At 65.1% G+C, this 25809-nt stretch carries 19 protein-coding genes and 1 pseudogene; 7 read left to right on the top strand and 13 right to left on the bottom strand.

The genetic code is table 11. From position 1 onward, the window contains the following. The first annotated feature begins 132 nt into the window (after nt 1-132). Nucleotides 133-1803 carry a GNAT family N-acetyltransferase gene (locus HKW67_RS22040; protein ID WP_171227453.1) on the top strand — a complete coding sequence of 557 codons (1671 nt, stop codon included), beginning with the start codon at nt 133-135 and terminating at the stop codon, nt 1801-1803. 241 nt (nt 1804-2044) lie between these two features. On the opposite strand, the gene HKW67_RS22035 is transcribed toward HKW67_RS22040, so the two are convergent. From HKW67_RS22035 to HKW67_RS22025, 3 genes are all read right to left on the bottom strand, one after another. After that, the gene (locus HKW67_RS22035) at nt 2045-3253 is read right to left on the bottom strand and encodes a glutamyl-tRNA reductase (RefSeq protein WP_171227452.1); all 1209 of its coding nucleotides are present in this window, start codon (nt 3251-3253) and stop codon (nt 2045-2047) included. A 1-nt stretch (nt 3254) separates the two neighbouring features. Next, nucleotides 3255-4442, bottom strand: a complete 1188-nt coding sequence (gene hemH / locus HKW67_RS22030; protein WP_206044537.1) for a ferrochelatase — start codon at nt 4440-4442, stop codon at nt 3255-3257. A gap of 187 nt (nt 4443-4629) precedes the next feature. Further along, on the bottom strand, nt 4630-6669 hold the full coding sequence (locus HKW67_RS22025) for a penicillin-binding protein 1A (protein WP_206044536.1): 2040 nt from the start codon (nt 6667-6669) through the stop codon (nt 4630-4632). Nucleotides 6670-6821: 152 nt separating this feature from the next. Between HKW67_RS22025 and HKW67_RS22880 the strand changes: the two are divergent. From HKW67_RS22880 to HKW67_RS22005, 5 genes and pseudogenes are all read left to right on the top strand, one after another. After that, nucleotides 6822-7658: pseudogene (locus HKW67_RS22880) on the top strand (nitrilase-related carbon-nitrogen hydrolase); the annotation flags it as partial. Between the two features lie 258 nt (nt 7659-7916). Continuing rightward, entirely contained in the window at nt 7917-8747 is an 831-nt protein-coding gene (locus HKW67_RS22875; protein WP_425486264.1) for an NAD+ synthase, read from the top strand. A gap of 41 nt (nt 8748-8788) precedes the next feature. Next, nucleotides 8789-9382 carry a HupE/UreJ family protein gene (locus HKW67_RS22015; protein ID WP_171227449.1) on the top strand — a complete coding sequence of 198 codons (594 nt, stop codon included), beginning with the start codon at nt 8789-8791 and terminating at the stop codon, nt 9380-9382. Nucleotides 9383-9406: 24 nt separating this feature from the next. Continuing rightward, a complete protein-coding gene (locus tag HKW67_RS22010) occupies nt 9407-11494 on the top strand; it encodes a M1 family metallopeptidase (protein WP_171227448.1) in 2088 nt (695 codons plus the stop codon). A gap of 16 nt (nt 11495-11510) precedes the next feature. Further along, a complete protein-coding gene (locus HKW67_RS22005) occupies nt 11511-12035 on the top strand; it encodes a DUF6702 family protein (RefSeq protein WP_171227447.1) in 525 nt (174 codons plus the stop codon). A 25-nt stretch (nt 12036-12060) separates the two neighbouring features. On the opposite strand, the gene HKW67_RS22000 is transcribed toward HKW67_RS22005, so the two are convergent. The 5 genes from HKW67_RS22000 to HKW67_RS21980 form a co-directional block, all read right to left on the bottom strand. Then, nucleotides 12061-12849, bottom strand: coding sequence for a creatininase family protein (locus HKW67_RS22000; RefSeq protein ID WP_171227446.1), 789 nt, complete (start codon nt 12847-12849; stop codon nt 12061-12063). A 3-nt stretch (nt 12850-12852) separates the two neighbouring features. After that, the gene (ypfJ, locus tag HKW67_RS21995) at nt 12853-13713 is read right to left on the bottom strand and encodes a KPN_02809 family neutral zinc metallopeptidase (protein WP_171227445.1); all 861 of its coding nucleotides are present in this window, start codon (nt 13711-13713) and stop codon (nt 12853-12855) included. 16 nt (nt 13714-13729) lie between these two features. Beyond that, nucleotides 13730-15721 (bottom strand): DUF3857 domain-containing transglutaminase family protein, encoded by a 1992-nt coding sequence (locus tag HKW67_RS21990; RefSeq protein WP_171227444.1) that lies wholly within the window; start codon nt 15719-15721, stop codon nt 13730-13732. A gap of 52 nt (nt 15722-15773) precedes the next feature. Continuing rightward, on the bottom strand, nt 15774-16166 hold the full coding sequence (locus HKW67_RS21985; protein ID WP_171227443.1) for an HNH endonuclease: 393 nt from the start codon (nt 16164-16166) through the stop codon (nt 15774-15776). Between the two features lie 248 nt (nt 16167-16414). Beyond that, nucleotides 16415-16879 carry an HIT family protein gene (locus HKW67_RS21980; RefSeq protein ID WP_171227442.1) on the bottom strand — a complete coding sequence of 155 codons (465 nt, stop codon included), beginning with the start codon at nt 16877-16879 and terminating at the stop codon, nt 16415-16417. 176 nt (nt 16880-17055) lie between these two features. Between HKW67_RS21980 and HKW67_RS21975 the strand changes: the two genes are divergently transcribed. Further along, nucleotides 17056-19182: an alpha-ketoacid dehydrogenase subunit alpha/beta gene (locus tag HKW67_RS21975; protein WP_171227441.1), complete on the top strand. Its 2127-nt coding sequence runs from the start codon at nt 17056-17058 to the stop codon at nt 19180-19182. A gap of 62 nt (nt 19183-19244) precedes the next feature. Here HKW67_RS21975 and HKW67_RS21970 read toward each other — a convergent pair whose 3' ends face one another. The 5 genes from HKW67_RS21970 to HKW67_RS21950 form a co-directional block, all read right to left on the bottom strand. Further along, on the bottom strand, nt 19245-21206 hold the full coding sequence (locus HKW67_RS21970; protein ID WP_171227440.1) for a polysaccharide biosynthesis protein: 1962 nt from the start codon (nt 21204-21206) through the stop codon (nt 19245-19247). A gap of 198 nt (nt 21207-21404) precedes the next feature. Then, on the bottom strand, nt 21405-23909 hold the full coding sequence (locus HKW67_RS21965) for an SLBB domain-containing protein (RefSeq protein WP_171227439.1): 2505 nt from the start codon (nt 23907-23909) through the stop codon (nt 21405-21407). 106 nt (nt 23910-24015) lie between these two features. Further along, on the bottom strand, nt 24016-25008 hold the full coding sequence (locus tag HKW67_RS21960) for a DUF4412 domain-containing protein (RefSeq protein WP_171227438.1): 993 nt from the start codon (nt 25006-25008) through the stop codon (nt 24016-24018). A gap of 106 nt (nt 25009-25114) precedes the next feature. Beyond that, nucleotides 25115-25486: a type II toxin-antitoxin system VapC family toxin gene (locus HKW67_RS21955; RefSeq protein ID WP_171227437.1), complete on the bottom strand. Its 372-nt coding sequence runs from the start codon at nt 25484-25486 to the stop codon at nt 25115-25117. Nucleotides 25487-25492: 6 nt separating this feature from the next. Next, a complete protein-coding gene (locus HKW67_RS21950; RefSeq protein ID WP_171227436.1) occupies nt 25493-25747 on the bottom strand; it encodes a type II toxin-antitoxin system Phd/YefM family antitoxin in 255 nt (84 codons plus the stop codon). Nucleotides 25748-25809: the final 62 nt, after the last annotated feature.

The following is a 25809-nucleotide window of genomic DNA, read 5'->3' as shown; positions in this document are numbered from 1 at the left end:
CTCCGTCCTACAAGGTTATGACTCATACACAGAATTTCCGACAGGCCCCAGTGCCCTGTTGCCCCCGTTTTACGTCAGCTCTACGTCACGTGACTTATTCCGCTCGACCGGCACAGGGCGCAAGTTCATGCCATGACAACGCCCCAACAGTCTACGCGTGGTACGGTCCGGCTGGCTACCGAGGCGGACCATGATGCCATCCACGCATTGAATTACCGAACGTTCGTCGAAGAGATTCCACAGCACGCGCCCAATGCCACGCGGCGTCATGTGGATCGTTTTCACGACGACAATGTCTATGCGGTCTATGAGGTGAATGGCCGCATCGTCGGAATGATCAGCGGACGCACCCAACGACCATTCTCGCTCGACCAGAAACTGGGCAGCGTCGACGACTACCTGCCCGCCGGTCGCACGCCGGTCGAGATCCGGCTACTGGCCGTCGAACCCGAATTCCGCGCCAGCCGCGTTTTTACCCAGCTCGTTGGCTTCCTCACGCAGCACTTCCTGGCGAAGGGGTTTGACCTCGGCATCATGTCGGGCACCACGCGCCAGCTCCGCTTGTACCGGCATCTCGGCTTTCATGCCTTCGGCCCGCTCATCGGCACTGAGCAGGCGGCGTACCAGCCGATGTACATCACGGCGGAAGAGGTGCTCATGTGGCCGGACGCGCTGAACGAGGGCGCAGACGCGCTCGGCGTCGGCGCGAATTTTCTCCCGGGGCCGGTGGGGATCTCTGACGTCGTACAACAGGCCATGAACCGCGGCGCCACGTCGCATCGTGCTGAGTCGTTTCACGCACGCTATCGCGACGTGCAGTGGCGCCTGTGCGCGCTGGCCGACGCACAGAACGCGACAATGCTGTTGGGGTCGGGTACGCTCGCCAACGATGTGGTGGCGGCGCAGATCTCCCTCCTCGACGCTCCTGGGGTGATCGTGAGCAACGGCGAGTTCGGTGAACGACTGATCGATCACGCGACGCGCATGCAGATCCCGCACACCGTCGTGCGGGCGCCGTGGGGGGAGCCGCTCGATTACGCGGAGATTGCCGTTGCCGTGCGGTCCACCAACGCACGCTGGCTTTGGGCAGTACATGGCGAAACGTCGACCGGGGTCATCAACGACCTCGCGACGCTCACGGCCATCGCTCAGGATCACCGCGCGAAGATGGCCCTCGACGTGATCAGTAGCCTTGGCACGGTGCCGCTGTCATTGCGTCACGTGTGGCTGGCCAGTGCGGTGAGCGGGAAGGCCCTGTCCGCCTTCCCCGGCATCGCCATCGTCTTTCACGACGGCCAGATTCACTCGGCCAGCCACCGTATTCCGCGCTATCTCGATCTCGGCCTCGCGGTGCAAGAGCAAGGCGTGCCCTTCACGCAGTCATCGAACCTGCTCGATGCACTCGGCACGTCGCTCGCCGAGATCGACTGGTCGGCGCGCTTCGACCGCGTGGCGCACGACGGCACCTGGCTGCGGCGTGCGATGGAGTCCCGCGGATGGCGCCTGCTCGCGTCGGCCGAACACGCCTCACCGGCCGTGCACACGCTGGTCCCTCCCGTTGGCGCGAGCGCACGCGCGATCGGTGAACAACTGCGGGCCGCGGGATGGCTGATCAGCTTCGAGAGCGGCTACCTGCGCGAGCGAAACTGGCTCCAGGTGTGTCTCATGGGCCACTACGCGCCGGTCTCGCTGCGGTCATTCCCGGCGGCACTCGATCGGTGCACCCCCACAGCGGCCGTGAAGCCACCTGTGCATTCGACACCGCTGGGCGAATTCGCCAGCGCTCGAAGGGCGACGGCGTGAACGGCTACTGAAATTGCGGCTGCAACTGCAACTGCAACTACAACTACAACTGCAACAGCCAGAACACGGAGATGGCGGATGACACCGACGTCACAGATAAGCAAAAAGCGACAACGGTTTTTGAAATCGCCGTTTGCTTATCTGTGATGTCTGCGCAATCCGTCGACTCCGTGTTCCCGCTGTTGCGTTTCGCTGTTGCGTTTCGCTGTTGCGTTTCGCTGTTGCTTTTCGAGCGGAGTCGCTACGCCGACAGGGCCGTCAGTTCGCGAAGCAGCAACCGCGTGACCCGTCGCGCCATGGCGTCAGCAGCGTGCTCGACGTTCGGCGAATCTCCGGCGGCGAGTGCGTGCGAATCGAACGCGGCGCGGGCGGCGTCGACGGCACGTTGTTCGAGCAGGGCGAGTCGTGCACCGACCTGTCGGCGGTGCATCACGCCGGCAAAGCGGGCGAGTTCGCGCTGCAGGGCGATCTGCGCGCGCGCGGTCACGTCGCTGGTGCCGTGCACATCTCCCGAGAACAGGGCCAGCCAGTCGAGATCCACGTACTGCACCGCGTCGGGCAGGTCGGCGGCGTTGCCCACGTTTGGCGGCACGCCGAGGTCGATCCAGATCGGTGTCGTGTTCCCGTCGCGCAGCAGCGCGCGCGCCTGCACCGACGTCACGATCGGCGTGGTGGAGTGCGCCGCAAAGATCACGACATCGGACGCGGCGATCGCATGATCGCGTGCGCTCCACGCCACGTGCGAGAGGCCGTGGGCATACGCCAGCACCGCCGCGCGGCTGTCCGTACGACTGGTAACGCGCACCACCAACTCTGTCTCGCCCGGGGCGTGCGTGAGCGCGGCGACAACGGTGCGTGCGGCGTCACCGGCGCCGATCACCAGCACGCGGCACGGCGCCTCGGCGTCGTCCGGGGAGGATGATTCCGCACGCTGGGTGGCCACGAGTTCCAGCAGGGCCTCGTGTACACGCACGCCAAGCGACGCATTCGCCTGGCTACCGATCGCCGCGCGAATGTGGCGCGCGGCGTCGACCGCATGACGGAATACGCTGTCGAGGAGGGCGTTGGTCGCGCCCAGGTCGCGCGACGTGCTCCAGGCGCGCCGTACCTGACCCAGAATTTCCGGTTCGCCGAAACGCGCGGAACACATGCCCGCCGATACGGCGAACAGATGCCGCACGGCGAGATCGGCGTGCTTGCGATCGAGTTGCACGTCCGACACGCCGCGCTCCACCAGCAGCGCGTCGAACCAGGCCGACGGATCGTGATCGCCCCACCAGTACAACTCCGTACGATGGCAGGTGCTCACCACCACCGCCGGAATCCCGACCGCGCGCAACGCTTCGAGCTGCACCGGCAGCTCTGCGGGCAGAATGCGCAGACGCCCGACGGCATCCACGTCACTCTGTTCGTGACTGCAGCCAATCAGATGGAACGGCAGGAGGAACACGTCAGCGACTCGCCGCGGACTCCACAGAGACATCGCGTGTGCCCTGTGTCGTCATCTTCGACGGCAATCCGCGACAGGCGGCGTTGGTGCACCCCGGACAGTTCTGCTTGTACTGCGTGCTGTGCGGCTGCCCAGACTCCAGGTGCCCGTTCACGATATCGGCCAGCGCATCGAGGAACTCCGTGCGCGCATTCAGCGACGGCGCCCGCTTGAATCCCGTCATACCGAGCGAATGTGCCAGCTCGCCGTATTCGATGTCGATTTCCGACAGCGTTTCGATGTGATCGCTCGTGAACGCGATCGGCACCACCAGCACGTTCTTCTGCCCGCGCGCCGCCAGCTGCTTGATCATCGTCTCGGTGCTCGGGCCCAGCCAGCGTACCGGCCCCACTTCCGACTGAAAGCTCAACATGTATGGATTACGCAGCTCGGCCGCCTGCACCACGCGGCTCACCGACGCCGCGATCTCGGCCGGATACGCATCGCCACGGTCGATGACCTTGAGCGGCAGCGAATGGGCGCTGAAGAGCACCAGCACGTCGTCTCGCTCGTGATCGGCATACTGATCGAGGCCGTCGTCGATCGCGCTGGCCATCGAGCGCACGAAGCCCTCGTGCTCGCCCCACCGATCGATGATGCTCCACGTAAACGCGTCTTGCAGGCCGGTGCGATCGAGCGCGCGCCACAGGTCGTTGAGGCTCGAACCCGTGGTGGAGCATGACCACTGCGGATACTGCGTGAACGCCACGGCGCGCGTGATGCCGTCGGCCTTCATTGCCTTCAGGGCATCGTCGGCGAACGGCGCGGTGTAGCGAAACGATACGTAGAACTTGTGCGGCGCGGTGTCGGGAGACATTTCATCGAGGCGCGCACACATGGCGTCGCCCTGCGCCTTGGTCCACGTGAGAATCGGCGACCCGCCCCCGATCGCGTCATACAGCTTGCGCACTTTTGGCGCACGACGAGTGGCGATGAACTTGCCCAGCACATCCTGCCATGGGAGCTGAATGATCTCCTTGTCGGCAAACAGCCGGAGCAGGAACGGCTCCACTTCGTCGAGCGTCGCCGGCCCGCCGAGGTTCATCATCACGATCCCGGTACCAGCACCCTCGCCGGAACGGGGCGACGGTTGCGCATGCCCGTGTACACTCGACGGGCGACGGAACGGCAGAACATCAGAGGGCGTCATGCAGCGAATAGTCGACCCCTGCACCACCGCATTCCATTGGGGCGAATACGCAATTCACCCCCCCGTACGATTACGGAGCCTCCCCAAACCCGCTCGACACTGTGGACTGTAGCTGCTGAACGCTGACCACTATATGCAGTCTGATCCCTGAACTCCGGCCACTGAACACTGACTACTGCGCCAGAGTTCAGTACCCGATCGGCCCCAAACGGAAGAGGCTCCACGGCCACACCGGCGCTCCCGGTTCCGTCCCCGCCATGAACCACTCCACATAGCGTCGCTCGTTCGGCGTCGTCCCATCCGACGGCTGACCTGTCGCCCGATCGAGCTCTACCGGCACCACGCCCGGCGGTGGCGTCCACGCGCCACTGGCGCGATTGCCGTAGGCCGCGGCAATGATCTGCCCCGCAATCGGTGCCGCCAACGTGCCGCCGACCGCGCCCGGTGAGATCATGGCCGGCTTATCGAAGCCCAGCCACACGCCGGTGACCAACTCCGGCGTCATCCCGACGAACCAGACATCGGTATTGTCGTTGGTGGTCCCCGTTTTCCCCGCCACTGGGATGCGTGACGGCACGATCTTTCGTAGCGCCGTCGCGGTGCCGCGCGTGACCACGTCTTGCAGCATGTCGCGCATAATAAAGGCCACCCGCGGGTCCATCGCCGATCGCGGCGGTGCAACCTGCGGCGTGAATACCGTACGCCCGTTGCGATCTTCGATATGCTGCACGAAGCGCGGTTCCACCGCTACGCCGCCGTTGTCGAATGTGGCGTAGGCGGCCACGAAATCGAGCGGCTGCACCACACTCGCGCCGAGCGCGCTCGAGGGATATGGCGAGATCGGCGAGCGCAACCCAGCGCGGCGCGCCAGCGCGATGACCGAGTCCATGCCCACCGCCAGCGCGAGCTGCACCGCGACCGGATTCCGCGACCGCGTCAGCGCTTCACGCAGCGTGAGGGCTCCCAGAAACGCGTTGTCGGCGTTGTCGGGGCTGTAGATCTGCCCGTTGTCGAGACGAATGCGCAGTGCGGTGTCCGCCACCATGGCGTTGGCAGCGAGCCCCTGCGCGATGGATTGCGCGTACACGAACGCCTTGAAGCTCGAGCCGGGCTGCCGGTTGCCATCGACCGCGCGATTGAACGAGCTCCGCGCGTAATCACGCCCGCCCACCAGCGCGCGCACATCGCCCGTGGTGGGGTCGAGCACCACCGCCGCACCTTCCAGGCACGCCTCGACTTTCGCCTTCTTGGTCGCCGCCGCGGATGTGTCAGCGGCCACGCGAGCGCATCGCTGTCCTCGAAAACCGGGGCGCGTCTCGATTTCATCGAGGCCACTACTCAGCGCCTGCTGCGTGGATCGCTGCAGCGCGGCGTCGATCGTGGTGTGAATGCGATACCCGCCCTGCATGACGGCAATGCCTGCCCGCTCGGCCTGCACGCGGACCACGTCGACCACCCACGGCGCCGGCGAACGCGTGGTCGTCACTGTGCGTACTGGTTCGCGTTGTGCCGCGGCCGATTGCGCGGCGGTGATGTATCCTTGCTCTGCCATCAGCGCGAGCACCGTGTTACGGCGCGTGCGGTTGCGATCGGGATAGCGGGCCGGATCGTACTGCACGGGGCTCTTGGGCATCGACGCCAGCGACGCGGCTTCCGCCAACGTGAGATCAGCCGCGCCTTTACCGAAGAACTGACGCGCCGCCATCTCGATGCCGTACGCGCCACGTCCGAACGAGATCTGATTGAGGAACGCCTCGAGGATCTGCTCTTTGTTGTAATGCCGCTCCATTTCTCGCGCGGCCTGCTGCTCCCGCAACTTGCGTCCCGCCGACACATCCCGACGGTCGATGAGGTCGGGGTGCATGTTGCCCACCAGCAGCTGCGTGATGGTGCTCGCGCCGCGGAGATTGCCCTTGGTGACGGCGTCCTTGATGGCGCCCGCCACACCGACCAGATCCACGCCGTCGTGCTGATAGAAGCGTTTGTCTTCCACCGCGACAAACGCATTCCCGACGTACTTGGGGAGCGAGCGCAGCGCGACGTTGATACGACGCTCCCGGCCCAGCTCTCCGATCAGCGAGCCGTCGCGACCGAGCACCAGCGTAGCCTGCGGCGGGGTGATGATCTGCCACGCCTCGCCGGTGGAGGCCGACGCACCCTGCGCCGCCAGTCCAGCCGGAACGAGAGCCAGCGCGAGGGACAGGCAGATAACGGACAGCGCGGCCATGCGAGAACGACCGTGTCGGAATTTCAGAGAGCGCATGGGGGAATTGTACACGCTCGGCGTCGAGCCGGTTCACGGCCTGCGTCGCGCCACGCTCCACCCGGAACCGTACCGTGACCGTAGGCGATCCGTGCTCCTCCTCCTACTTTGCATACATGCCTGGTGATCCGATTCGTCCGCTAACGCTGGCCCTGTGCCAGTTTGCGCCCCGCAAGGGCGACGTAGCCGCCAACCTCGCCCGTATCGGGCGGCTGTGCGCGCAAGCCTCCACCCTCGACCCGCGCCCGCAGGTCGTGCATTTCCCCGAGACGGCCCTGTCGGGCTACTTCGTGGAAGGGGGCGTCCGTGAGGTCGCCTGCACCGCCGGTGCGCTGGCGTACGACCTCGATGACGCCTACCGCACCGCCTGCGCGGCGGCCGGCATCGACTGCGTAGCCATGGACCTCGTGATCGGCTTCTACGAGAGGTGGCGCGATACGCTGCACAACAGCGCGGCCTACCTCACCATCGGGCTCGACGACGGACCGCCGGTGATCCGGCACGTGCACCGCAAGAACTACCTGCCCACCTACGGGCTGTTCGACGAAGAGCGCTTCGTGGAACGCGGCACCGATATCCGCGCCTTCGAAACGCCGTGGGGCCGTGCGGCCATTCTGGTGTGCGAAGACGCCTGGCACTCCATCAGTGGCACCATTGCCGCCCTCGACGGCGCCCAGGTGGTGTTCGTGTCGTCGGCCGCCCCCGCCCGCGGTATCTGGCCGCGTGAGGACGGCATTGCCGGTCCGTACAGCGCCGCCCGCTGGGAGCGGCTCATTCGCGACATCGCCGAGGAACAGGGCGTCTACACCAGCTTCGTGAACCTCGTGGGCTCCGAAGGCGGCAAGCGCTTCTTCGGCACGTCGCACTTGGTTGGTCCCGGTGGCGACGTGCGTGGCCGCGCCCCGGTGTGGGATGAGTCGTTCGTCTCGCTGACGGTCGATCTCGATGATCTCGTGCGCGCCCGCGCCGACGGGCCGCTGCTGAGTGACCTGCGTGTGGCGCTACCGCACGTGCTCGACAACATCCGTCGGATTCAAGACGGCGCGCCGCTGTCGTTGTCGTACGACGGACCCGAGCCCGCCGCCGCCGATCTGCTACGCGGGGCCCGTGGCTTCACCACCGGGGAATTCGCCGTCCCCACCGAAGCACTGCAGCGCGCCAATTCGATCGTGCGCGCGATCCCCGAGTCGTTGCCCGTGATCCGGCACGAAATGCGCGACCACGGTGGCCCGCCACCGCTCGCCATCGACGCCGGCATGACGGAAGAATGGCTCACCGGATTCCTGCGCGAAGAGCTCACGCGCCGTGGCTTCGGAAAGGCCGTGATCGGCATCTCCGGTGGTGTCGACTCCGCTGTCACGGCCTTCCTTGCCGCGCGCGCGCTCGGTCGCGAGAACGTGATCGGCATTCGCTTGCCGTACCGCACGTCGAGCGCGGAATCGCTCGAGCACGCACAGTTGGTGATCGACGCGCTCGGGATCGAGTCGCGCACCGTCGACATCAGCCCGGCGGTCGACGGCTACTTGACCGCCGAACCCGACGCCGACGCCTCACGACGCGGCAACATCATGGCGCGCACCCGCATGATTGCGCTGTTCGACCTGTCGGCCCGCTATCGTGCACTTCCGCTGGGCACTGGCAACAAGACAGAGCGGCTGTTCGGATACTTCACCTGGCACGCCGACGACTCCCCGCCGATCAATCCGATCGGTGACCTCTACAAGACGCAGGTGTGGGCTCTCGCCCGTCACTTGGGCGTGCCCGACATCATCATCACCAAGCCAGCCACCGCCGATCTCATTGCTGGTCAGACCGACGAGGGCGATCTCGGGATCAGCTACGCGCGCGCCGACGAGATCCTGAACGGCATGCTGCACGGCTTCTCACACGAGGCGCTGCGCTCGCGCGGCTTCCAGCGTGATGAACTCACGCTGGTGTCGAAGCGACTGAACGGCACGCATTGGAAGCGGCGGCCGCCGGCCACCGCCTTGGTGAGCCAGTCCGGCATCGGTGAATCGTATCTGCGTCCGGTGGACTATTGATCGGACTGTTGCTCGCTCTATTGCTCGTGCAGGCGTAAGGCATGTTCGACGAGTTTCGCGTCTATCTCGAACTCGGCTTTCGGCATATCGCGGATCTCGCCGGGTACGATCACATCTTGTTCGTGGTCGCACTGGCGATCCCGTTCAGCATTCGTGACTGGCGCCGACTCGCGGTGCTGGTCACCGCGTTCACCGTGGGCCACAGTATCACCTTGGCCCTCGCCACGTTGCGCCTGGTGTCGGTGTCGTCGAATGTGGTGGAGACACTGATTCCGGCCACGATCCTTTTTACGGCGCTCGACGCCTACACGGCGGCCACCCCGCAGCGCCCGGAGAATCCGGTCACGGTGAAGCGGTATCTCATCGCGCTGCTGTTCGGCCTCATTCACGGTCTCGGCTTCTCGAGCTACCTGCGCGCGTTGTTGGGTGACGAAGAGCGCATTGGCCTGCCGTTGCTGGCCTTCAACGTGGGACTCGAACTCGGGCAGCTCCTGATTCTGGCTCTCGTGCTTGCTGTGGGTGCCCTTTTGGTACCGGCGATCCTTCAGCGACGCCGGTGGGTACAACTGTTGGTGGGCGTGACCGGTGGTCTCGCGCTCATGCTGCTGGTCCAGCGCCTTCGCGCCTGGTCATGACCATCCATTTCCTCCTCGTGCCGTATGCGATTGTCTCTCCGCTCGCTCTCCGTTGTGCTACTCCTGCTTCCGGCTTCGTTGCCAACGGCCCTGCCGGCGCAGCAGTGGCTCAACGCCGAACCGAATAGCAAGGTCAACAAGTCGTCGTTCCGCGCGCTCGACGAATGGCCGTCGCCGAATGACTTCCGTGATGCGTCCGGCTCACCGGGCACGCGCTACTGGCAGCAGCGCGTGGACTACGTGATCCGCACCACGCTCGACACCAACACACACTCGGTGAAGGGCTCGGAGCGCATCACGTACCACAACAACTCGCCACAGCCGCTCGGCTACCTCTGGTTCCAGCTCGATCAGAACATCGAAGCGAAGACGAGCCGCGCCAACATGACGAAGTCGGCATTGCCGGCCACGCTATCGCCGCAGGCCCGTCGCTTCCTGCTGCCCGAGGAAGAGCCGGTGGGCGGCTACGACATCACGCGTGTCGCGCTGGTCTCGGTGAACGGGCAGACGGCCAAGCCGGCCCGTTACATCGTGAACGGCACGCAGATGCGCGTAAACCTCGACGCGCCGATCCCCACCGGCGGCAAGGCCGTGGTGGACATCGACTGGTCGTTCGTGGTACCCGAGGGCGGCAACAACAGCCGCGGCGTGCGTGAGCAGGTGAAGGACGGATGGATTTACGAAGTGGCGCAGTGGTTTCCGCGCGCCGCTGTCTACGACGACGTGACCGGTTGGCAGAACGACCCGTTCCTGGGCCAGGGCGAGTTCTATCTCAACTTCGGCAACTACGACGTGAGCATCACGGTGCCGCATGACCACATCGTGCGCTCCACCGGCACGCTGCGAAACCCGCTGCAGGTGCTCACGCCCACGCAGCGCACGCGCCTGGCCACGGCGATCGCGGGCGACACGTCGGTGTTCATCGTGCGTCCGAACGAAGTGGCCACACCCGGCGCGCGTCCGGCCGGCACGGCCCCGATCACGTGGCGCTTCACGGCCGAGAATGTGCGAGACTTCGCGTGGGCTAGTAGCAAGACGTTCGTGTGGGATGCCGCGGGTTTCCGCTATTCGCCGGCCGGCCGCACCATCGAACTGCACTCGGTGTATCCGCGTGACGCCATGCCGTTGTGGAGCGACATCTCTACCAAGGCCATCGCACAGACCATGCGCAGCTACGGCCGCATGGCGTTCGAGTATCCGTATCCGCAGGCGTCGAATGTGAACGGCCAAGTGGGCGGCATGGAGTATCCCATGATCGCCTTTTGTGGCGGACGCCCCGGTGCCAACGGCACGTATACCAAGAATCAGGAGTACGCGCTCGCCGCGGTCACCATTCACGAAGTCGGGCACAACTGGTTCCCGATGATCGTGGCCACCGACGAGCGCAAGTGGACGTGGATGGACGAAGGGATCAACTCGTTCCTCGAGTACTACAGCTCACTCGACTACGACAAGAACTGGCCGGCGGCGCGCCTGCGTGGTCCGGCGCCGAACATCGTGAACTACATGAAGGACGCCGATCAGGTACCCCTCATGACCGAGTCGGACTTCATCCATCGTCAGTTCGGCAACAACGGCTACAGCAAGCCGGCCGCCGGCTTGGTGATGCTGCGTGAAAAGGTGCTGGGCCCGGAGCGCTTCGATCTGGCGTTTCAGGAGTATTCGAAGAAGTGGATGTTCAAACATCCGCAGCCGGCCGACTTCTTCCGCACGCTGGCCAGCGGCGCCGGTGAGCGCCTCGACTACTTCTGGCGAGGGTGGTTCTACAGCACCTACAACAATGATCAGGCGATTACCAAGGTCGAGTCGCAGGACGCGCAGGCATTTGCCGGCACGACCAAGCGCGGGAAGTTTTATCACCGCATCACCGCCGAGAACAAGGGCGGGCTGGTGTTGCCGCTGGAGCTCGAGATCGAGTTCACCGACGGCACCAAGGAGCGCGTGAAGATGCCGGCCGAGGTATGGCGCGGCAGCGAGAAGTCACACGAGTACGGATTCTTCTCCGACAAGGAGATTGCCAAGGTTACGGCCGATCCCGATTCGGGCTACGCCGACGTGGACCGCACGAACAACACGTTCACGAAGGGCGTGAGCACGCGCCCGATCGGATGAACAGAAGGAGTCGCACGTGAAGCTCACCACACTGGCCTTGGCCGCCTTGTTGTTCGGTGGCCGCGACGCGGGTGTCCGTGTGATGCACGATGTGCACAGCACGCACACGCGCGCTGTCATCGAGAACGGTACGGTGATGTGGAAGGTGCGGCTGTTCAGCGACGATCTGGAGAAGGGGCTGCGCGCGTATGCGCGTCGCCCCGCCTTCGCACTCGATCGCGACCCCAAGGCCGACTCACTCTTCACGGCGTACTTCAATGCCAAGGTGAGCGTGTCGGCCGATGGTCGCGCGCTCAAAGCGCAGCTGGTGCAGCAGGGCGTGGACAAGGACCCGGTGGGCGGTACCGTGCACTGGTACCTGCTACAGTTCGACGCGGCGCGCGCACCGGGCACGCTCGTCATTCGCAACGCGCTACTGGCCGAGCTCTTTCCGAGTCAGGCCAACATCGTGGTGCTGTTATCGATGCCGGGCGAGAAGCGACATTCACTGTACTTCGGCGACGGCGACAACGCGGCGCAGACGGTAGAACTGCGCCGCTAGGCCCGGCTCTCCGGCGGAGACGCGTTTAGGGATCCGCCCACATCGCGTTCGGATCCGCTCCTGCCAGCTGCACGCAGAACGCCGCAATCCGCTCCACCGCCTGCGCCACGAACGCGGCACCCTTCTCCGCCGTGGCTTCTCGCGGATTGCCCACGCCGGTATCGGCCGTCACCTGCGTCCAGCGGCGCGGCATCCACGCCCATCCGCTGCGCACGCCGTCGAACACGCTGGCCTTCGCATGGCCATCGCCCCACGTGTTGCGGTCGGGCACGACCAAGTGCGGCGCCACATGCATGATCGCCGCCGTTTCGAGTTCACCGGCATGGTCGCCCGCGCTCTCGAACACCCCGTGGTCACCGGCCTGCCACCAGTTCACGATCGACAGCACGATCGGGGTGCTCGGCTGCAGCTCCCGCACCAGCGCGCGGAGCTCGTTACCACCGTGAGCATTCAACAGCACCAGCGCGCGCACGCCGTGCGGCTCGAGACTCTTCACCACATCGCGTAACAGGGCCAGCTGCGTGCTCGGCATAATGTTGATCGTGAAGCGCAGGTCGAGCTGCGTGGTGTTCACGCCGAACGGCACCGCGGGCAACGCCACAACGCGCACGCCCTGCGCGGCGCACGCGGCCGCTACTCGTGCGGCGACTTCACGCCCCATGATGGTGTCAGTGCCGTACGGCAAATGCGTGTTGTGCGGTTCCGTGGCGCCGAAGGGCACCAGCGCCACCGGCCAATCACCGTCGCGCATGGCCGGCCACGTCTGCTCTTCCAGCACACCATCTCGCGGCGCGTATCCCTCGGGACTACTCACGAATCAGCGTCCCTGTCCGAATGTGTCACACGAACGTGGATCGCCCGAGTCGAAGCCTTTGCGGAACCAGGCCTTCCGGTCGGTACTCGAGCCGTGCGTGAACGACTCCGGGTTCACCCGCCCCGTCGACATCTTCTGCAGTCGGTCATCACCCACTGCGGCCGCCGCGCCGAGGCCTTCGTCGAGATCACCAGCTTCGATGATGCCGCTTCGGGCCGCCGAGTGCGCCCACACGCCGGCGTAGCAGTCGGCCTGGAGCTCCATCGCCACCGACAGCTGATTGCCCGCCGCCGGATTGCGCTGCACGGCGTTGCGCATCGCCTTCTCGGTACCCGTGAGATTCTGCACGTGGTGCCCTATCTCATGCGCCAGTACATACGCCTGCGCGAAATCACCGGGCGCGCCGAACTGACGATCGAGCTGATCGAAGAACGAGAGATCGACGTACACGCGCTGATCGCCCGGGCAGTAGAACGGCCCCGAGGCCGCGCTAGCGTCGCCGCACGCCGATCGTACGCCTTCTCGGAACAGCACGAGCCGCGCGTCGGTGTAACCCGGCACCAGCGTGCGCCACGTCACCTGCGCCGTATCGAGGACGAACGACACAAAATCCACCATCTTCTCTTCGCCGGCGTCGGTTACCGGGGCCGATTGCGACGCAGGCGCGGTCTGCACGCCGGGCGCTCCACCACTGAACTCGGTGAGCAGATCGCGTTTGAAGATCAGGCTGAGCACGAGCAGCACGACGGTGCCGCCGAGCCCCAGCTTCATCCCGCCGCCACCGCCGCCACGAAATCCTCCACCACCACTCGCGCCACGACGATCTTCGAGATTGTCGCTCCGTCCACCTGGGCTCCAACGCATCTGTTAGTCTCCGCTATTACGGCGCCGTTGCCGGCTTCACCGTGAGAAAGTCCTGATCATCCGCCCCGACCGTGCGCAGCCAGACCAACACTTCGGCAATGCGCTCGGGGCCGAAAATACCCCGCTGTCCCTGCAACCGGCGCACCTGCCGCAACTCACGCCCGGTCTGCGTCCACGTCGAACTGTAACTGCCGAAGAAGCTCGTGGCCGACACGTTCGCCGGCAGCTCCACGGTCCAGCCCGGCGGCAACGTCACGATCCACTCGGTGACATTGGCGATCGGTGCAAGAATCCGGCTCGCGTCGATCGGCAGCTGCCGCGGGCCGCGACTTTCGAGTTCCCGGAGCGCCGTGCGGAAGCTCCGCGCCGGTCCGCGCACCACCGACGGCACGGCCAGCACTTTCGACGTGCCGATCGTGCGGACGAGCTCGTCGGCCGACACGGAATACGAGATCTGCGCCGGCGCCGAGAGATCGCGGCCATTGAAGACCACCAGCGAGTCCACCCGCGGATTCCCGGTCACTTCCGCACCAAAGATGCGCTGGGTCAGTGATCGGGAGAACACCGCGCGCCGGGTGGAATCGAGCGGTGTGCTCAGGCCCAGGCGGAGCCCGTACGTCGGCGATCCGTCAGCCCGCTCCACCGCGCGTCCCACGGCGCGTCCGTCGGGCCCGAGCTGCATCGTGAGCTGCAGGGACGACACGTTTCGCTCGGTGGGTCGCACTGGCAGCGTCACACGCTGCGCCGCGCCGTCGTCACCGATGATGATCGCAAAACTTCCCTGATAGGCATCGGGCAACTCGCCGTAGGGAATCGATTCGGCGGTGAGGTCGGTATACACCCAATGCGCCCCATCACGCACGGCGGCGATGGCGTGATTGAACTGGAACACCGTTGGCACGTTCGGATCGGGGCGTTGCGAGAGTGATAACAACACCGGACTCGCGGCGAGGCGATACCGACGCAACGCCGCCACGAACAGCGTCGCCTTGTCCTTGCAATCGCCGAGCGCCGTGGAGAGCACCTCGTCGGGCGTGCGCGGTTGATAGCTGCCCATGCCGAGCGCGACGGACAGATACCGGATGTCCTGCGCCACGAAGCGATGCACCGCGCGAATGGTGTCGAGCTTCGTGCGGGCCCCGCTGGCGCGTACGAGGGAATCGATGCGAGCCGCCGCGCTCACGCTGAGCGCGTAGCGATCCTTCGACAAGGCGTGGTACCAACTCGCGATCTCGGTCCACGTGCCGCGTGGTCCCACGGTGATGGTCTGCACCACACCATTCGAGTCGGCGGCGAACGGTTCGCCCCGAATACCGGGCTGATCGCTTGCTGTCCACAAGTATCGCCGGCGACCGTTGGCGATGTCATCGCGGCGCTGCACCGTGAGGTTGCGCTCCACGATATTCGGCGCGTACCCCTCGGGCACGTCGAGCTCGATGATCGAGCGCCGGATGGAGGTCGGTCCGTTCAATCCCGCGCGAAACAGAAAATCGCCCGGCCGCTGCGGCGCGGATTCCCTCACCGACCAGGCGATGTCGACCACGGTGCCCGCCGTCACACCTGAAAGCGACAGACGGCGCACGCGCTGATCCTGATAGATTGGATTCGCCATCGCCGCCGGCACATCGGCATCCTGCATCTGAGCCGGCTTGTCGGCCACGACCACGCCCGTGGTGCGCAGCACGCGCACCCACTCGATGGTCAACGTCTGATGCGACGACGCGAAGGCGAACGCCTGCTCGGCCAGGCCGCGCGCGGCGTTCTCATCGACCACCTGCACCGCCCGCCGATTGCGCTGTTGCCAGCGCCCGTCGGCCTCCACGCGAAAACTGGATTCCTGCAGCAGCACCACGAAGGGCTGCCCTACCGCGCGCGCCGGGTCGACGGCCAGCCGCAGTACCGAATCCGACGGCACCAACGGCAGCGGCGACGCGGGCGTGGCGCCCTGCGCCCACGAGGCACGCGCACCGGCACACAGCAGGGCGCTCAGCGCCAGAGAACGAAGCATACGGAATGGTCGCATGCCTGCGCCGCTGGCGCGAGTGACCTACGCGAGCGTCCTATGCCGCCATCAGATCCGCGCGCGCGAACGCCAGGCTTACGGCACGTCGTGCGCCACGCTTGAGCGCGCGATGCACCGAGCGGGCGTAGCGCACGAAATTCGATCCTGCCCACGGGTGACGTGCGAAGAAATCGAACGGGAGCATGTCGCACTTGAGCCGATTACACGGACCGCAGGCCGTGACCAGGTTGCCCGGGTCGTGCGCCCCGCCGCGCGCCAACGGCACGACGTGATCGAGCGTAGCCGTGCGATGATCGAGCCGCGCCGCACAATACACGCAGCGTTGCCCACAGTCGCGCAGGGCGGCGCGGCGCATGGCCTGTTTCGCCGCGACCTGCGCCGCCACCTGTGGCCGAAGTGACGACGCCCCGGCGGAGGCGGTGAGCCTCACGACGGGGCGTGGAGTACGGTTGGTGCGAACGAGCCGGCGCGATGAGGGCCGGGAGCGTGCCGACGGGTGGGCCGAGGGGCACGGGCAGGAACTACCGCGAGTGGAACGCATCATCCTCCTGGAAAACCGGGTGGACACGCACACCAAAGCTGAAGCGATCGCTGCTACGATCCGTTTGACACCGCGACTATACGATCACGTTCCTGCTCCCGTCAAGACAAGAGCAGGACCGTTACAGCATTTCCCGCCTAGCGCTTCATGCCGCTGTTCGTGAGTGGGTCACGAAGCATGCTCCCGATTCGGGCGGCCATGCCGTCGAGTTGCTGCCGGTTCGGCATCTGCGAGCCAGGGAACGGCAGCGGCACATCGAACCCATCGCCTTCGCGACGCGGGATCAGGTGGATGTGGTAGTGCATCACGTTCTGACCGGCGGCGGCACCCGAGTTCACGACGATGTTCATGTCCGTCGCCCCCGACGCCGTCTGCACACGCGGGATCAGCTTGGCCGCGACCTGATACAGATGGGCGCCGACATCCTTCGGGATATCCTGCAGCACTTCGTAGTGCTCACGAGGGACGACCAGCACGTGCCCGGGGTTGACCGGTTGAATATCAAGGAAGGCGATCGCCACCGAATCTTCGTAACAGATCGACACTTCGGCCGCGCCCCGAATCAGGTCGCAGAAAATGCAGTGGCCGCTGGACGGCGTCATAGGAGCAGTGGGTGCGTGCATAAGATTTCACCAGAGAGGAAGGACCGTCCTGCCAAGCTGTCCCCGAATTGTACGCACGGCAAGCACTGCATGATCCCGGCCGCAGAAAGCCCCTTCCGCTCGCGACCGGCGCTAAGTTTAGGGGTTGTCTGTCCCCAGCCCTTCAGATCACTTCGATGGCCACTTCGACCCGCCCGAGCCGCCCCCGCAAGGGAGCCGCCGCCGAGCCCGCGCTCACGCGTGAGCAGATGGTGAACGCCTACCGCGTGATGTACACGTCGCGCCGGTTGGACGACAAAGAGATTCAGCTGAAGCGCCAGAACAAGATCTTCTTCCAGATCTCCGGCGCTGGTCATGAGGCCGTGCTCACCGCGGCGGGCATGGTGCTGCGTCCGTCGTACGACTGGTTCTATCTGTACTACCGTGATCGGGCGCTCTGTCTGCAGCTCGGCATGACGCCCGCCGAAATGTTGTATAGCGCCGTCGGCGCCGCGATCGATCCGAACTCGGGTGGGCGGCAGATGCCGAGCCATTGGGGGCAGAAGGATCTCAACATCGTGTCCGTGTCGTCGCCAACCGGTACGCAGTTCCTGCAGGCGGTCGGCAACGCCGAGTCCACGCTGCGCGCCTCGCAGGGCCAGCTCACCGACGGGTTCCCCGGCGATGACGTGACGCTCGTGACCACCGGTGACGGCACCACCAGCGAAGGCGAGTTCTGGGAGTCGCTCAACACCGCGTGCAATCTCAAGCTGCCCGTGGTGTATCTGGTGGAAGACAACGGCTACGCCATCTCGGTGCCGGTGGAAGTGAACACCGCCGGCGGCTCGATCTCGAAGCTCGTGGCGTCGTTCCCGAACATGTACATCGAAGAAGTCGACGGCTGCGATTTCCTCGCGTCGTACGCCGCGCTCGAGCGCGCCGTGACGTATGCGCGCGAACGCAAGGGACCGGCGTTTGTGCACGCCAAGGTGATCCGCCCGTACTCGCACTCGCTCTCCGACGACGAGGTGTTCTATCGTCCGCAGGACGAGCGTGATGCCGACGCCGCGCGTGATCCGCTCACCACGTTCCCGCTGTTCCTGCTGGCCGAAGGACTCGCCACCGAAGAAGAACTGAAGGCGATGCGCGATACCGTCGACGCCGAGATTCTCGCGGCCACCGACGACGCGCTCGAGCAGCCGCAGCCCGGCGCCGACACGGTCACCTTCGGCGTGTACTCGCCGGATGTCGACCCCACGGCCGAACAGTTCGATACCGAAGACGATCCGCAGTTCACGGGCGAGCCGACCACCATGGTGGACTTGCTCAACGCCTGCATGCGCGACGAAATGGCGCGCGACGAACGCATCTTGGTGTTCGGCGAAGATGTGGCCGACGTGTCGCGAGAGCAGCACCTGGGCAAGGTCAAGGGCAAGGGCGGCGTGTTCAAGGTGACGCACGGCCTGCAGACCAAGTTCGGTGGTGGTCGCGTGTACAACTCGCCGCTGGCCGAAGCGAATATCATCGGTCGCGCCATCGGTCTGGCGCATCGCGGCTACAAGCCGGTCGTCGAAATCCAGTTCTTCGACTACATCTGGCCGGCGTTCATGCAGATCCGCGACGAACTCGCCACCATGCGCTGGCGCTCGAATAACGCGTTCAGCGCGCCGGTGGTCATTCGTACCACGTACGGCGGCTACATCCGCGGCGGCATCTATCACTCGCAAACGGGGGCGTCGCTGTTCACGCACAACCCCGGCTTGCGCGTGGTGTGCCCCAGCAATGCGCTCGATGCGAACGGCCTGCTCCGCACCGCCATCCGCAGCGAAGACCCCGTGCTGTTTCTCGAGCACAAGCACCTGTACCGCCAGACGTACAACAAGGGCCGCTACCCGGGCCCGAATTTCATGATTCCGTTCGGCAAGGCGAACGTGCTGCGCGAAGGCACCGACGTCACGCTGGTCACGTACGGCGCCACGGTGCAGCGTGCCCTGGTGGCCGCCAACCAGATTGCCGAGGAAGGCGGACCGAGCGTAGAGGTCATCGACCTGCGCACGCTCTCGCCGTGGGATCAGGAAACGGTGTTCAACAGCGTCAAGAAGACCAGTCGCGTGATCGTGGCCACCGAGGATTCACTCTCATGGGGCTACGGCGCGGAAATCGCCGCCAAGATCGCCGACGAGTGCTTTGCGTGGCTCGATGCGCCGGTGAAGCGGATTGCCAGCGCCGACGCCTTCGTGGGATACGCGCCTTCGCTCGAAGATGCGACGCTCCCGCAGGTCGAGACGTTCCGGAAGGCGTACCTCGACATCGTCGCGTTCTAATCGTCGCGCACCATGTTGCATCAATGCCCCACGACGCATCTGCGTCGTGGGGCATTGTGCATTCAGGCGACCAACGTGAGCTCGCGAGCCACCGGGTGCGTGGTACCGAGCGCGATGTACTCCGGCACCAGCTCCGCAATGCGCTGCCGCAGCACGGTGTCATCGTCACGGCGCATCGCCGACTGGACCAGCGCGTCGACATGGGCATGCACGCCGGCCGGCGGAATGCCGAGGCGCGAGCACAGAATGGTATGATGCGATGTCGGCTGCAGACTTTCGTCGTCGCGCGAGAGCTCCTCGAACAACTTCTCGCCCGGCCGCAGTCCCGTGAAGTGAATCTCGACGTCATCCCCCACTCGCAGTCCCGAGAGACGAATCAGGTCGGACGCCAGATCGACAATCTTGATCGGCTCACCCATGTCGAGCACGAACACTTCGCCGCCCTTACCCAGCACCGCCGCCTGCAGCACCAACTGCACCGCTTCGGGGATGGTCATGAAATAGCGCTGCATATCCGGGTGCGTGATCGTGATCGGCCCACCGGCGCGGATTTGCCGCAAGAACGTCGGCACCACACTACCGCGGCTCCCCAGCACATTTCCGAAACGAACGCTCACATAGTTCCGGCCGGTCGATACCGCGGCGCGTTGCACGAGCAATTCGGCAATCCGCTTGGTCGCTCCCATGATGCTGGAGGGATTGACCGCCTTGTCGCTCGAGATAAGCACGAACTGCGGCGTATCATGACGCACGGCCGCGTCGATCAAGGTGCGGGTACCCTTCACGTTGTTGGTAATCGCCTCGGCCAGATTGTCTTCCATGAGGGGCACATGCTTGTGCGCCGCCGCGTGGAAGACGGTATTCGGACGGAACTGGCTGAAGATCGCGTCGAGCCGCGTCTCATCACGGATATCGGTGATGAGGCAAGTGAGTGGCACCGACGGGTAGCTCGAGCGCAGCTCCTGCTGAATATCGAAGATCGAGTTCTCGCCGTGGCCTAGCAGCAACAGGTGTGCTGGCGCATTCCGCGCGATCTGCCGGCACAACTCGCTGCCGATCGATCCGCCGGCACCCGTCACGAGCACCGTCTGTCCTTCCACGATACGTCGCACGGAGCCGAGATCCGTTTGCACGGGCGCGCGCCGAAGCAGGTCTTGGATCTCCACCGGTCGCAGCTGATTCACGCCGATGCGTCCGGAGATGATCTCGCCGATCTGCGGCATCGTGCGAATCTCGACGCCAGCGGCGGTGCATACGCGCACGATCTCGCGGATCTTCGCCCCAGGCGCGCTCGACATCGTGATGATGACATGACGCACACCGTAGGCGCGAATCCGCTCCTCGAGTTCGCTCACCGGGCCAAGTACGGCGAGACCACCCACCTGCATGTTGTGCTTGGTCGCGTCGTCGTCGAGATAGCCGATCGGACGAAGTCCCATCGCCGGATGCTCGAGCATCTCTCGCGCCGTGAGCCGTCCAGATGGACCCGCGCCGAGAATGAGGACAGGCGCCTGAATGGTCCGGTCACGACGCTGACGGCGGTGCGAAATCCAGACACGCGCCAGAAAGCGCGGCAGCGTAAGGGCGACGATGCTCCACATCGTATGCGACGAAATCACCGAGAGCGGCAATCGCGTGGGCGAGAGGCCGAGAACGGGCAGCAGAAATACACCGAGCGTGACGTTGGCAATCGCCGCCACGAACACGGCCGCCATCATCGCCTTGAGCTCCTCGACCGACGCCATCCCCCACGCGCGTCGATACAACCGAAACGCGGCCATGATCCCAAGCCACATGGGCACGGCGAGCATCAGGTGATAGCTCGCCGCCTCGCGCCAGCTCGAGCTGAGCCACTCCAGTCCTTCGAAGCGGAGCGACCAGGCAATACCCCAGACGGCCGTCAGCATCACGACATCGAGCACGAATAACTGATTATGCGTCAGCCACGGAGCCTTGCGGCCCTCGGCGGGTGACCCGGCCAGCGGCAATTGAGCCGTTGTCGGAGAAGCGGAGCTGGACGTCATAACGTGTACGGTCTGCGGCGAAAACTTCGTCGCTGCGTCGCGACTTCTCCAGGAGCTAAAACGGCCCCCGCCCAGGCATCCCCCCGCCCAAGCCGTCCTGCGTCATACGCCCTAAGGCCTACCTCATCGAGTATCGGAAGAGACGCCCAAGCCTTTAACCGACGGTTCGTAACGGTTCGACGACGGCGTGTCCCACCCCTAGTTCGTTCGGCTCAGCACGACGGCCAGTGTCACCAAACTGCCGATGACCTGCGTCATGGTGCCGAGGAACTGCATCACATCGCGCTTGTCGGACGGATCACGGGACGGCACGATGATCCGGCTGCCCGGCCGGGGCTTCGGATGCGTGGCAATAACGACGAAGTATCGATGATTGGTTTCTACCTTACCGTTGGCCTGAACCACGTACGCGCGCTTGACGTCCGCGTTCCGCGTCGTGCCACCCGCCGCGCGGATGTACGACGACAACGGCGCGCCGGGCTCGTACGGCAGCGCCACCGCCGAATTCACCGCGCCCGATATCAATACCAGTGCGTTGTATCGCGGCACATGCACGGAGTCGCCGTCGATCAGCAGCAGATTGTCGCGATCCTTCGGATTCTGCAGCACACTGGGGAGGTCCACACCGACCCGTCCCACCGCATTCTCTCCACGAAAGAACGCCACACCGGCCGAGTAGGCCGAAGCGGTCAGCCCACCGGCGCGGGCAATGACATCGGACAGGCGCTCGGTTTTGGACGTCAGGGCGTATCTACCAGGGAATTGGACTTCGCCCGTGAGCGTCACCGTGGACTGCATCTGCCAGTCCGGCTGACGAAGCACCAGCACGTTGTCGTATGGCGCAAGGCGGGTTTCGCCATTGGGCGTGGCGGCGGCCGGCGAATCGAGGACGTACGACGAGTCGAGTGGCACGCGGAAGGTGATCGCCAGTTGCCCCTGCAAGCGCGTTTCTGGCAGTCGCGCGATCTCGGCGTCCTTGAGCGAGGCACTCGGCAACAAGCCACCGGCCTGCAGGAGCAGATCGCGCATCGTCATCCCGTCGCGATACGGATACTGACCCGGATTGCGCACGGCGCCACTGAGGGCGACGTACCGCGGCGCACGGAACTCGGTCAGCGAGAACACCGAGATTTCGTCGTCTTCTTGCAGCGACATCGGCGTGGTCGTGGTGCCGTCGGTACGCAGCGTAGCGCGGATCTGCTCGCGCGTCGAATCGGCGCGCAGTCGCGAGATGATGACGCGACCGAGATAGGTGTCGGACTTGAGACCACCCGCTTGGCGGATGGCGTCATTCAGCGTGCTGGCCTTGTCGATGCCTTGTGAGCCGGGCTGCCACACGTTGCCAGTAATGGTGATACGACCCCGCACACGGTTCGAGACGCGCGGCACTTCCACCACATCGCCGGCCTCGATCGGAATGCGCACGGCGCTCGCGCCCTTGGCGGCGTCCGGCAGGCTCACATCGAGCACGATGCGATCGCTACCCTCGGCCGTGCGTTGCGTGGGAGGCACGATACGTTGGATGCGAATGCGACGGCGCGAGGCGTCGTCGGTGAAGCCGCCGGCGGTCGCCACCAGGTCGTCGAGCGATTCGTTCGCGCGCAGTTCGTAGGTGGCCGGCCGCAGCACGCCACCGCTCACGCGGACGCGCGCGCCGTGCGTGGGTACGAACAGCACATCGCCGTTCTCGAGACGGACGTCACCGCTGGCGTCACCGCGCAGCAGATACTCGTACACATCGAAACGCTGTGACGGTTTGCCGCGGCGACGAATCTCCACCTGCCGCAGTGATCCGCGTTCACTCGGGCCGCCGGCCGCATACAGCGCCGTGAGCGCGGTGCCAGCGCTGGAAATGCGATAGCTACCCGGCTGCTGCACGTCGCCCACCACGAACACCTGGTTGCTGCGTAACCGCGCCACACTGACCGAGAAGCGCGTGCTGCTGCCGATGCCCGAGTACACGCGCTGCAGCCGCGAGCGCAGCAAGACATCGAGATCACCGAGCGTGAGATTGGCCACCGGCACCGTGCCGACGACGGGGATCACGATGAAGCCTTCGCGGGTGACATCCAGCGTATACGCGGCTTCGACATCGCCGCTCAGGATGAGCACCAGTTGATCGCCGGCGCCGAGCTTGTAGGAGGCGTCCACCGGCCCGCCGGCGTTCGCGTCGAACACCGTCGTTGGCTGCGAGAAGAGCGCGTAGCCGAAGAGTGTGGTGCCGTCGGGCGCGTAGCTGGTGCCGAGTCGCGCGGCATCACCATTGGGGCGTTCGCTGCTCGACGGGATCGGGGCAACGGTGCCCGCCGCTACAGCGGCGCCGGTACGGGTGCCGCCGAGGAGAATTCTACGAAGGGCGGCCGCATCGGTCGAGTCGACGATGCCGAGTGCGCGCACCGCGTTGATCAGCGAATCGGATGGAGGCGAGCTGGCGCCGGGTGTCGCTCCACCCATGACCTGTTCCAGCAACGACTCGGGGTACCCCGCAGCGCGCAGGCGCGCTCGGAGTTGGTCGGCGGAAAGACCGGAGGCTTGGATCCGTTGCCGCAGTTGCGCCACCAATTCGGGGCGGTTCTGCACCAGATCCTGTGCTTGGGCCGGGGTCGGGATGTTTGCTGGCAGCGACTGCGCATGCACAGGCTCGACATCGGCGCCGGCCATGATGCTCGCCGCGAGCACCAGAAGCACTCGTGAACGGGACATCTTCAAAGATTCTGATAGAGAGAAAGGTCGTTCGTCAGGGGAATGACGAACGACCTTCCGGGGCTGTAACAGTGTGTTGCCGAACCGTGACGGTCCGTGCCCACGATTACATGGGCGGCTTCTTCTTGAACATGCCGCCCAGGCCGGCCTTGATGGCGTCCTTGGCACTCGGCTTCTCTTCCTTCTTGGCGTCCTTGTCGCCCTTGGCCGATTCGGCCTTGGCGCTGTCCATCGCGGCGCCCGCTTCGGCCATCATCTTCGTCATGTCGGCGACTTCGTAGCCGGCCGGAATTTCGAAGAGCGACTTGTCGAGCGCGCCCGTCTTGAGGTCGGTGACTTCCATCACCAGCGTGTCCGCCGTGACTTTGCCCTTCTTGTCCGTCTGGGTGGACCAGGTGACCGTCTTGAGCGCGATGCCCGAGCGGCCATACTCGCGGGTGTAGCTGGCGAGATCTTTGGCGAGCTCGGGGTTCGTAGACTTTACGCCCGATGCGAACGACTTGGCCCATGCTTCCATGGTGCGCGGATCGAAGTCCACGTTGGCGATCCACTGGTCACTGGAGTCGTTGCTGACCGTCTTCTGGTTCATCATCATCACCTTCATCTCGACGGTGCTGGAGTACCAGGTGCGGACCTTCCTCGTCTTGTAGCCGAGGATCGTTTCACCGGCGCCCAGGTCCTTGTAGCGGAAGCTGGTGTTGCTGACGGTGAGCTTCACGAGCGGATTGTTGAGCATCGCGCCCATGCCGCTCCCCATCGCGTCGGCCGTCATGACGATCGCCTTCTTGTCCTTGGGATCGACGATCACGAATTTGCCGGCGTCGCCCTGCACGATCATGTAGCGGTTCTTCTGGCCCATGGGGTTCGTGCCTTCGAGGTAGTCCATGCGGATGTTGCCATCCTGCATGCGGACGTTGGCGAGCGTGCTCCGCGCTTCCTTCTGCTTTTTGTCCGCACTGCTCGACGAGATGCGGTAGGAGAAGGAGATGCCGGTGGCGCGGGCGATGGGGCGCGCTGCGGTGAGTACGCCGACGGCCATGGTGGCGGAGGCCGCGCCGATGACCAGGCGCTTGGTGGAGCGGGAGAGCACAACGCGCATGAATCCCTCGTGATCGAGAATTGGGGGTCGGCGCGTGGATGAAGGGCGCCTCACGTGGGGAAAGGTATTGTTCGACCAGCGGCGGGCAAGCAAGACGGGGGTAACGCTACGCACGGATGAGCTTGAGGTCGTACGGCGTGAAGAATTGGTCCCGTGAGATGACGACCAGCCCTTCGACCTGCGCCTGCGCGATCAGCATCCGGTCGAAGGGATCCCGATGATGCCACGGCAGACGTGCGGCGGCCTCGGCGTGCCGGAACAGGACGGGCAACTCGGTAAATGCCGACGCCGCAGCGGCGGCGGCCACGGTGCGGGTACCGCTGATTTTGCCGAGCGACGACTTGATCGCGAGTTCCCACGCCGACGCACTGCTGACGAACACGTCGTCGGCACTCCTGATGGCCTTCATCGCGGCCGCCGAGAGACGCGCGCCAGAATCCCACCAGATCAGCACATGCGTATCCAGGAGCACGCGCACGCGAGGTTACTCCGCCTCGAAGGAATCCAACACGTCATCCGGCAACGGCGCGTCAAATCCACGCGCCACCTTCCACATGCCTTTCCCTTGGCCTGGCACTCGACGATGGCGCGTGTCCTCCATGGGAACGAGACGCGCCATGGGATGCCCGGACTTCATGATCACGATCTCTTCGCCGGCGGCGGCGCGGTCGACCAACGCCGAGAGCTGGGTCTTGGCGTCGTAGAGTGCGACGGATTCACGGACGACTTTTTTGGGCATACAACCTCGCTATTGAACTGATCAACTAGGAGCATACTGATCTTGACCAATTTGGTCAAGTG

Source organism: Gemmatimonas groenlandica, assembly GCF_013004105.1.
Lineage (GTDB): Bacteria > Gemmatimonadota > Gemmatimonadetes > Gemmatimonadales > Gemmatimonadaceae > Gemmatimonas > Gemmatimonas groenlandica.
This window is presented reverse-complemented; position numbering and strand designations above follow the sequence as displayed.